This is a genomic window from Streptomyces sp. rh34 (genome assembly GCF_002551245.1).
Classification (GTDB): domain Bacteria; phylum Actinomycetota; class Actinomycetes; order Streptomycetales; family Streptomycetaceae; genus Streptomyces.
Window position 1 is genome coordinate 1 of the sequence record NZ_NTGZ01000275.1, and the last position, 9,555, is coordinate 9,555.

8 protein-coding genes are annotated in these 9,555 nt (G+C 73.8%); all 8 read left to right on the forward strand.

The genetic code is table 11. The features are described from left to right. The coding region (locus CR470_RS31985; protein WP_143663917.1) for an alpha/beta fold hydrolase at window positions 1-477 on the forward strand (477 nt) is incomplete at its 5' end. After that, window positions 474-1,613, forward strand: coding sequence for an effector-associated domain 2-containing protein (locus CR470_RS31990; protein ID WP_097870968.1), 1,140 nt, complete (start codon window positions 474-476; stop codon window positions 1,611-1,613). The genes CR470_RS31985 and CR470_RS31990, both read left to right, overlap by 4 nt. 104 nt (window positions 1,614-1,717) lie before the next feature. Beyond that, on the forward strand, window positions 1,718-1,909 hold the full coding sequence (locus tag CR470_RS31995; protein ID WP_257138985.1) for a hypothetical protein: 192 nt from the start codon (window positions 1,718-1,720) through the stop codon (window positions 1,907-1,909). A 67-nt stretch (window positions 1,910-1,976) separates the two neighbouring features. Further along, a complete protein-coding gene (locus CR470_RS32000; protein ID WP_097870970.1) occupies window positions 1,977-3,896 on the forward strand; it encodes an HEXXH motif domain-containing protein in 1,920 nt (639 codons plus the stop codon). A gap of 212 nt (window positions 3,897-4,108) precedes the next feature. Further along, window positions 4,109-5,611, forward strand: a complete 1,503-nt coding sequence (locus tag CR470_RS32005; RefSeq protein WP_097870971.1) for an aldehyde dehydrogenase family protein — start codon at window positions 4,109-4,111, stop codon at window positions 5,609-5,611. 101 nt (window positions 5,612-5,712) lie between these two features. Continuing rightward, the gene (locus tag CR470_RS32010; protein WP_097870972.1) at window positions 5,713-7,320 is read left to right on the forward strand and encodes a GMC family oxidoreductase; all 1,608 of its coding nucleotides are present in this window, start codon (window positions 5,713-5,715) and stop codon (window positions 7,318-7,320) included. Next, window positions 7,317-8,483 carry a quaternary amine ABC transporter ATP-binding protein gene (locus CR470_RS32015; RefSeq protein ID WP_097870973.1) on the forward strand — a complete coding sequence of 389 codons (1,167 nt, stop codon included), beginning with the start codon at window positions 7,317-7,319 and terminating at the stop codon, window positions 8,481-8,483. Before CR470_RS32010 ends, CR470_RS32015 begins: the two co-directional genes overlap by 4 nt. After that, a partial coding sequence (locus CR470_RS32020; protein ID WP_143663918.1) for an ABC transporter permease occupies window positions 8,483-9,555 on the forward strand: 1,073 nt, incomplete at its 3' end. The genes CR470_RS32015 and CR470_RS32020, both read left to right, overlap by 1 nt.

Consider the following 9,555-nt stretch of genomic DNA (forward strand, 5'->3'; position numbering starts at 1 on the left):
GCGGTGCGCCGCCGTCGCGCCCTCACCGGGGCCGCCCACCCGGCGGCCGGGGACGTGCTGACGTTCCTCGTCCGCGGCGGCCCCCTGCGCGCCGCCCTGCGGGAGCTGGTCGCCGCCGTGGAGCCCCCGGTCGTCCTGCTCGGACACAGCCTCGGCGGGATCATCGCCCTGGACACCCTGATCGAGGCCCCGCTGCCCGGCGTCCGGCTGCTGGTCACGGTGGGCTCGCAGGGGCCGTTCCTGTACGAGACGGGGGCGCTGCCCCACCTCGACCACCCGGAGCCGCTGCCCGCCCATGTCCCCGGCTGGCTGAACATCCACGACCGCCGCGACCTGCTCGGCTTCGCCGCGGCACCGCTGTTCCCCGACCGGGCCGTGGACGTCGCGACCGACAACCGGCAGCCGTTCCCCGCGGCCCACAGCGCCTACTGGACCGATCCGGTCGTCTACCGCGCCATCGCGGAGCGGCTGCCGTGAGCGCGGGCGGTGTCGACCCGGCACGCGTGGTGGCGCTCGTCGTCGGCGTCGAGGCCTATGCGGCGGGACCGCGCTGGACGCTGCCGGGGCCGGTCCGCGACGCACTGCGCTTCCGGGACTGGCTGCGGTCCACGGGCGTGCCGGACGCCAACATCCTGCTGCACCTCGCCCCGGCGGAGGGGACGGCGGCGGTCGCCGGCCATCGCGCCGCCGACCACGAGACCCTGCGGCGGGTCCTGGTCCACGAACTGCCCGCCCGCCAGGGGGACGTGCTCTGGGTCTGGTGGGGCGGGCACGGTGTCCTGGACCGGGACGAACACCTGCGGCTCTACTGCGCCGACGCCACGGACGCCGACCGGCGCAACATCGACCTGGAGTCCGCCCGCCGCCGCCTGAGCAGCGACGTCCTGCCCGGGTTCGCGGAGCAGAACTGGGTGGTGGACGCCTGCCAGACCTTCGAGGAGCGCCACCGCCCGGCCGTCACGATCCCGGACGGGAGCCTCCCCGCCGGGCAGCGACTGCGGGTGCACCGGCAGAACGTGCTGCTGGCCGCCGACCGGGGGCAGCGCGCCGCCAACGATCCCGTGCGCGGCCTGGGCGTATTCTCGGACATCCTCCTGCGCGAGCTGGCCGCCCTGCCCGGCGGTCCGGCTCCCGACCCGGAGGCGCTCTTCGCGGCCGTCCGGAACCGGTTCGACCGGCTGCGCGCCGAGGGGAGCCACGCCCAGCTCCCCACCCTCCAGCTGCACCGCCCCGGACACGCGGAGTACCTTCCCGACCGTCCGGCGGCACCGGCGCGGGCGAACGGAGTTCGCTCGGGACCCGAGCGAACGGGCGGCGGGCTGCTCCGGGTGGTCGAAGCGCTCCTCGCCTATCCGCTGATGAGCGACCGGGACGAACGCCAGACGATGGTCGCGGAGCTGGACCCGGTCCTGGTGGCGCGCATGCCGCGGCACGCGGTGCCCCGTACGGACGTCCTGGGCATTCTGCGGACGTTGCGGCGGCGCCCGGAGGGGCCCTGGGACCTCTACCGGGCCGTCACGCTGCTGGACGACGATGCCGGCAGGGGCGCCGAACTGGAGGAAGCCCTGCGGGAGTTCCTGGCCGAGGGCCGGACCGGTCCGCCGGGCCCGTGATCGTACGGCGTGATCGCACGGGTTTCCGGAAGGCCACCCGTTCGTCATGATGGGAAGGGACGGGTGGCATGGTGTGCCGCCGGACCGAAAAGGGGGAGAAGGCCTTGCAGCAGACGGCATCGGCCGGTGATCCGGCCGACTACCTGGAGTCCGATGTGGCGGATCTCGCGGAGGTGGGCGTCGCCACCGTGCGCGCCCTCGCTCCCGCTCCCGGCCGGCGTCTGCTGGAGGAGATCCGAAGAGCGCGCACCAGCACGCTGTCCGGCGGCGGTCCTCCCGGCGGTCTCGCCGACTGAGCGCTGTGCGGCCCTCCCGGGAACGGCACCCGGCGGGCCGCGTCGGGACCACGACGAAGGAGCGCGGGTGCACGGACCGATGCGGATGCCCGGCCACTGGTTCGACGAACTCGCCTCGGGCGGTGGGTCGGTGGCGGCCCTCGGCTTCCTCGCGGAGGGCGAGCGGGCCCGACGCCTGGTCCTGCTCCGCGAGTTGTTGTGCCGGCTGGAGGAGCGGCCCGCTCTGCTCGGCCCCGTCGACCTGGGCGTCACCTGGCGGGCTGTCGAACGCGCCGAGGCCCGAAGGCCGGGCTGTGTCGAGGAGTTGCTGCTGAGTCCGCAGGTGGGGAGCTGGCTCGCCCACACACTGCGCCGCTTGCACGGTACCTCGGCCGGCCCTCCGCTGTGGGTGGACGCCGGACACCTGGCCGGCGTCGCCCTGGTGGCCGCGGTGACGGCCGGGACGGCCGCCGAGCTGGTCGTGCCCGCGAGGGAGGGCGCGGTGGCCCTGCCGACGCTCGGCCTCGCCCGGCTGCCGGGCATCCCGCTGCTGGGCTTCCAGCCGGTCCACGCGCGTGTCCGGGAGGGGGAGTTACTCCTCGCCCCGACCGGACGGGGCACCGGGGCGACGGCGCTGACCGTGCGGCCGCTCACCGCGCCGCAGAGCGCCCTGTGGTGGCCGACGCACCGGCTACCGGTCCGGACGGGCGGGCCCGAGGTCGCCCTCGACGACACCGATCCGTACCGCGACCTCGACCACCCGATCCCGCCCCGCCGACTCACACCACGCGAACTCGGCACCTGGCGGAGCCTCTTCGCCGAGGCGGTCGCCCTGCTCGACCCCGCTTCCGCCCCTGGCTCGCGTTCCCCCGGCACGGGGCCGGGCACGATGCGTCCCGAGGAGATCAGGCGCATCGTGCCCTGGCCCGGACGGTTACGACCCGGACCCGTCGCGGGGCTCAGCGCCTCCACCGCCGACGCGTTCGGCTCCATGGTGGTGGCCCGGCCCCCGGACGGCGCGGCGCTCGCGGAGACGATGGTCCACGAGTTCCAGCACAGCAAACTGGGGGCGCTGCTGCACCTCTTCGCGATGCTCGACGACGATCGCGAGGAGGAGCACTACGCCCCGTGGCGCCCGGACCCGCGTCATCTGCCGGGGCTTCTCCACGGGGCGTACGCGTTCGTCGGCGTCGCCGGATTCTGGCGGGACCGGATCGGGGACCGGGTGGCAGATCCGCTGGACCTGGCGCCCTTCCGGTTCGCGCTCCGCCGCATCCAGACCCGTACGGTCCTGCGGACCCTGGCGACCCGCGCCGCACTCACCGGGCCCGGCCGCCGGCTGGTCGCCGGGCTCACGCGCACCGTCGACGGCTGGCTGCGCGAACCGGTGGACGGGCGGGCCGTGGCACGGGCCCGTGCGGCGGCCACGGGTCACCGGGTCGAATGGCGGCTGCGCAATCTGCGGTGCGCGGACGAGGAGCGTGCCGGGCTGGCGGCGGCGCTGCGAACGGGGGCTCTGCCGCCCGTACGGCAGCCCCTGCTCGTCCCCGCCCCGGAACGCACGCACTGGCAGGACGTGCGGGGCGCGCTCTACCTCCGCCCGGACATCGCGCCGGACAGTCCGCCCGACAGCATGGCAGCCTTCACCGTTCCGGACATCGCGACGGACATCGTGTCGGACGTCGCTTCGGCCACCGCTTCGGACGTCGCGTCGGTCGCCGTCGGCCGCTGCGTGCCTCCGGGGGCCACGGAACCGGTCCGCGCCGATGTGCTGCTGGTCCGGGGGGAGGCCGCGGCGGCGCGGGTGGCGTACCGGGAGCGCGGGGCCGAGGCGCCGGGAGATCCCCATCCGCTGGCGGGCTGGCTGCTGGCGCACACCGCGCTCCACCCCGGCCACCGGCGGCTCCTCGCCCGCCCGGAGCGGTTCGCCGCCGCTGTCGCGGGGGAGGGGCCGGAGGTGTGGGAGCGCGCCGCGCACCGGCTGGCCGCCCCACAACCACGCGCCTGACCAGCACCGGACCGCCCCTACCGAGCCTCGGGGGAGCCTCTCGGGGAGTCCTCCTCGCGTGAGGAGCATCACTCTGCGTGAATTTCTCGGCATACATTCCGCCGGACCGGGGAGGGGTCCAGGCCGCTGGTGCGGCGGTACCCCGGTTCACCGCGCAGCACGCCCCGACCGATCCGGAGGGGGCATTTCAGGCACGGAAGGCGAAAATCGACATGTCGGCGCTCAAAACCATCCACATCGACGGCACCTGGCGGGCCGCCGGATCCGGCGCGACGCGCGAGGTCATCGACCCCGCCGACGCCACGGTCCTGGCCGTCGTCGCGGAAGGCGGGGCCGAGGACGCCGATGCGGCGATCGCGGCGGCGCGGCGCGCCTTCGACGACGGCCCCTGGCCCCACAAGCCCGTCGCCGAGCGGGCCGGACTGCTGCGCCGGGTGGCCGAGCTGCTCCAGCGGGACCGCGAGGAGATCGCGATCACCGAGAGCCGCGACACCGGCAAGACCCTCGAAGAGGGCCGGGTCGACGTCGACGACGTGAGAGACGCCTTCCGCTACTTCGCCGACCTCGTGATGAACGAGAGCGGCGGCCGGGTCGTCGACGCGGGCGACCCCGAGGTCCACAGCATCGTCGTCCACGAGCCCGTCGGCGTCTGCGCCCTGATCGCCCCCTGGAACTACCCCCTCCTCCAGGCCAGCTGGAAGATCGCCCCGGCTCTCGCCGCAGGCAACACCTTCGTGCTCAAGCCCAGCGAGGTCACCCCGCTCTCCACCGTCCACCTGATCCGGCTGCTCTCCGAAGCGGGTCTTCCCGACGGCGCGGCCAACCTCGTCACCGGCGCGGGCGATCCGGTGGGCGCCCGGCTCTCCGAGCACCCCGACGTCGACCTGGTCTCCTTCACCGGCGGCCTCGCCAGCGGTACGAAGGTGGCCCAGGCCGCCGCGCCGACCGTGAAGAAGGTCGCCCTGGAGCTGGGCGGCAAGAACCCCAACGTGGTCTTCGCCGACGCCTGCGCCACCGCGGAAGGCTTCGACACCGCCGTCGACCAGGCACTGAACGCCGCGTTCTTCCACAGCGGCCAGGTCTGCTCCGCCGGGGCCCGCCTGATCGTCCAGGACTCGGTCAGCGAGCGGTTCGTCACCGAGCTGGCCCGCCGCGCCGACGCCATCCGCCTCGGCCGGGGCACCCTGGAGGGCGTCGAGTGCGGCCCCCTCGTCTCCGCCCAGCAGCTCGCCAAGGTCGAGGCGTACGTCGCCTCCGCCCGCGAGGAGGGCGCGATCGTCCGGGCCGGCGGCGAACGCCCGGAGCCCAGCGACGTACGGCCCGAGGGCGGCTACTTCTACCGGCCGACCGTCCTCGACGGCTGCCACCGCGAGATGCGGGTGGTCCGCGAGGAGACCTTCGGCCCGATTCTCACCGTCGAGACCTTCCGCACCGAGGAAGAGGCCATCACGCTGGCCAACGACACCGACTACGGACTCGCCGGCGCCGTCTGGACGACCGACGCGGGCCGGGCCCGCCGGGTCGCCGGACGGCTGCGCCACGGCACCGTCTGGATCAACGACTACCACCCCTACCTGCCGCAGGCCGAGTGGGGCGGCTTCGGGAAGTCCGGCACGGGCCGCGAGCTCGGCCCGGCGGGGCTCGCCGAGTACCGCGAGTCCAAGCACATCTACCAGAACCTCAACCCGCGCCCCCAGCGGTGGTTCGCCGGCTGACGCCTGCGGGGGCCGGGCTCCGCTCCTGGAGGCGCCCGGTCCCGTCCGGCTGTTCGCAGCACCACGTACACGCACGAACCTTGCAGAAGGAGCAGTGACCGATGCCTTCCACCCCCCGCAGTACCGCAGTCCCCGACGGCCCCGTGGCCGACTACGTGATCGTCGGCGGCGGCACCGCCGGATCGGTCATCGCCTCCCGGCTCACCGAGGACCCGGACGTCACCGTCACGGTCATCGAGGGCGGCCCCACCGACATCGACCGCGACGACGTGCTGACCCTGCGCCGCTGGCTCGGCCTCCTCGGCGGGGACCTCGACTACGACTACCCGACCACCGAGCAGCCGCGCGGCAACTCCCACATCCGGCACAGCCGGGCCCGGGTACTCGGCGGCTGCTCCTCGCACAACACGCTGATCAGCTTCAAGCCGCTGCCCGGCGACTGGGACGAGTGGGCCGAGGCCGGCGCCGAGGGCTGGGGCGCGGCCGCGATGGACCCGTACTTCGCCAAGCTGCGCAACAACATCGTCCCGGTCGAAGAGAAGGACCGCAACGCGATCGCCCGCGACTTCGTCGACGCCGCCCAGCAGGCGGCCGGGGTCCCGCGCGTGGACAGCTTCAACCGCAAGCCGTTCCACGAGGGCGTCGGGTTCTTCGACCTCGCCTACCACCCCGAGAACAACAAGCGCTCCTCCGCCTCGGTGGCCTACCTCCACCCGCACATCGAGGCCGGCGACCGGCCCAACCTGCAAATCCTCCTGGAGACGTGGGCCTACCGCCTGGAGTTCGACGGCGCCCGCGCCACCGGCGTACACGTGCGGACGAAGGACGGCGAGGAGATCCTGCTGCGCGCCGCCCGCGAAGTCATCGTCTGCGCGGGAGCGGTGGACACGCCCCGGCTGCTGCTGCACTCCGGGATCGGTCCGCGCGAGGACCTGGCCGCGCTGGGCATCGACGTACGCCACGATCTGCCGGGCGTCGGCGAGAACCTGCTCGACCACCCCGAGTCCGTCATTGTCTGGGAGACCGACGGGCCCATCCCGGAGAACTCCGCGATGGACTCCGACGCGGGACTCTTCGTCCGCCGCGACCCCGAATCCCGGGGTCCGGACCTGATGTTCCACTTCTACCAGATCCCGTTCACCGACAACCCGGAGCGGCTCGGCTACGAGAAGCCCGAGCACGGGGTGTCGATGACCCCGAACATCCCCAAGCCGCGCAGCCGGGGCCGCCTCTACCTCACGAGCGCCGACCCCGAGGTCAAGCCGGCCCTGGACTTCCGTTACTTCACCGACGAGGACGACCACGACGGCCGCACCCTGGTCGACGGCATCAAGCTCGCCCGGGAGATCGCGGCCACCGAACCGCTGGCCCACTGGCTCAAGCGTGAGGTCTGTCCCGGCCCCGAGGTCACCTCGGACGAGGACATCAGCGAGTACGCCCGCAAGGTCGCCCACACCGTCTACCATCCGGCCGGCACGTGCCGGATGGGCGCGGCCGACGACCAGCAGGCCGTGGTGGACCCACAGCTGCGCATCAGGGGCCTTGAGGGCATCCGGATCGCCGACGCCTCCGTCTTCCCGACCATGCCCGCCGTCAACCCGATGATCGGCGTCCTGATGGTCGGCGAGAAGTGCGCCGAGCTCCTCGCGGACCAGGCGCGTGACACCGCGCCGGTCACCAGCACCAGCACCGGAGGCGATGTCCGATGACCGGAACCGAGACCCTCAAGACCACCGGGAACGCCGAGGCCGACGAGAACCCCGTGTTCTCCGTACGCAACCTCTGGAAGGTCTTCGGACCCAAGGCCGACCGGATCCCCGGCGGTGAGCACGCGGCGCTCCCGCCCGCCGAACTGCGGGAGGCCACCGGCTGCACCGCCGCCGTACGCGACGTCTCCTTCGACGTCCGCAAGGGCGAGGTCTTCGTCGTCATGGGCCTGTCGGGCTCCGGCAAGTCGACCCTCGTGCGCTGTCTCACCCGGCTGATCGAGCCCACCAGCGGCACCCTCGCCATCGACGGCGAGGACGTCCTCGCGATGGACCGCTCCCGGCTGCGCGAACTGCGCCGCCACCGCGCCGCGATGGTCTTCCAGCACTTCGGACTGCTGCCGCACCGCACGGTGTTGGACAACGTCGCCTACGGCCTGGAGATCCAGGGGCTCAGCAAGGCCGAACGCCGCTCCAAGGCGGCCGAATTGGTGGCGAAGGTCGGCCTCGCGGGTCTGGAAGACCGCCGCCCGTCCCAGCTCTCCGGGGGCCAGCAGCAGCGCGTCGGGCTCGCCCGCGCGCTCGCCGTCGACCCCTCCGTCCTCCTCTTCGACGAGCCGTTCAGCGCGCTGGACCCGCTGATCCGCCGCGAGATGCAGGACGAAGTGGTCCGGCTGCACCGCGAGGAGGGCCGCACCATGGTCTTCATCACCCACGACCTCAGCGAGGCACTGCGCCTGGGCACCCGGATCGCGCTGATGCGTGACGGCGGCATCGTCCAGCTCGGCACCCCCGAGGAGATCGTGGGCTCGCCCGCCGACGACTACGTGCGCGAGTTCGTCCGCGACGTGCCGCGCGAGCAGGTCCTCACCGTCGCCACGGCCATGCGGCCCGCGCTCGCCGGGGAGAGCGAGCGCGGCCCGGCCGTACGCCCCGACGCCACCGTGTACGAGGCCATCGAAGCGGTCTCCCGCTCCGGCGACCCCGCCGCCCGGGTGATGGACGGCGGCCGGCTCGTCGGTGTCGTCGACCACGCGTGCCTGCTCGACGTCGTCGCCGGAACGACCGGACCCGGCCGAGCGACCGAGCCCACCTCCGCGACCGGCACCCCGGACACCCCTGCCGCTCCGGACGCTCCGGACGGCTCCCGCGAGGTGACCCTCTGATGGCCACCGCACAGGCCACCCCGGCCCGCCCCGTGCAAGGGAGCGCGCGCCGAGGGCCGCTGGCCTCGCTCCGCGACCGTCCGGCCGCCGCGAAGCTCCTGCTGCTCGCGCTCGTCGCCGTCGTGGCCGTCCCTCTCGTGCACGGCCGCTGGGGCGGTGGTGTCTGGCCGGACGCGCTGACCGCCGACCTCTCCGCACCGCTCGGCGACGTGACGGACTGGATCGTCTCCAACCGCGACAGCCACCCGCTGTTCCTCTACTTCTTCGGCCACATCAGCAACGCCGTCGTGCTGTCCGTACGCGGTGTCTACCTGGTTCTCCTGGCCCTCGGCTGGGCCGGCGTCACCGTGTTCGCCGCCGCCGTCGCCTGGCGCGTCGCGGGAATCCGGCTCGCGCTCACAGCGGCCGCGTCGTTCCTGGTCTGCGGGCTGCTCGGCATGTGGGTGCCGACCATGCAGACGCTCGCGCTGATGGTCGTCGCCGTCCTCGCCTCCGTCGTGCTCGGGCTGCTCCTCGGCCTGGCGGCCGGGCTGTCCGACCGCACGTTCCGCCTGCTGCGCCCGGTCCTCGACACCATGCAGGTGCTGCCCGCCTTCGCGTATCTGCTCCCGGTGGTACTGGTCTTCGGCATCGGCGTCCCCGGAGCCGTCCTCGCCACCGTCGTGTACGCGGCTCCGCCGATGGCCCGGCTCACCGCGCTCGGCCTGCGCGGCGCGGACGCCGGCGTCATGGAGGCCGTCGCCTCGCTCGGCGCGACCGGCAGGCAGCGGCTGCTGAGCGCCCGGCTGCCGCTGGCCCGCAAGGAACTGCTCCTCGGCCTGAACCAGACCATCATGATGGCGCTCTCCATGGCCGTCATCGCCTCCGTGATCGGCGCGGGGGGCCTCGGCGACCGGGTCTACCAGGCCCTGTCGTCCGTGGACGTCGGCGCCGCGCTCGCCGCGGGCATCCCGATCGTGCTGCTGGCCGTCGTCCTGGACCGTACGACGGAGGCGGCCGGCCGCCGCATCGGCGCCGAGCCCACCGGCCCGGCCCTGCTGCTGTCTCTTATACACATCTCTGAGCGGGCTGG

Bases quoted from the DNA above. Each gene is read 5' to 3' on its own strand.
- CR470_RS32015 (WP_097870973.1), top strand. From the start codon at position 7,317: ATGACCGGAACCGAGACCCTCAAGACCACCGGGAACGCCGAGGCCGAC.
- CR470_RS32010 (WP_097870972.1), top strand. From the start codon at position 5,713: ATGCCTTCCACCCCCCGCAGTACCGCAGTCCCCGACGGCCCCGTGGCC.
- CR470_RS32005 (WP_097870971.1), top strand. From the start codon at position 4,109: ATGTCGGCGCTCAAAACCATCCACATCGACGGCACCTGGCGGGCCGCC.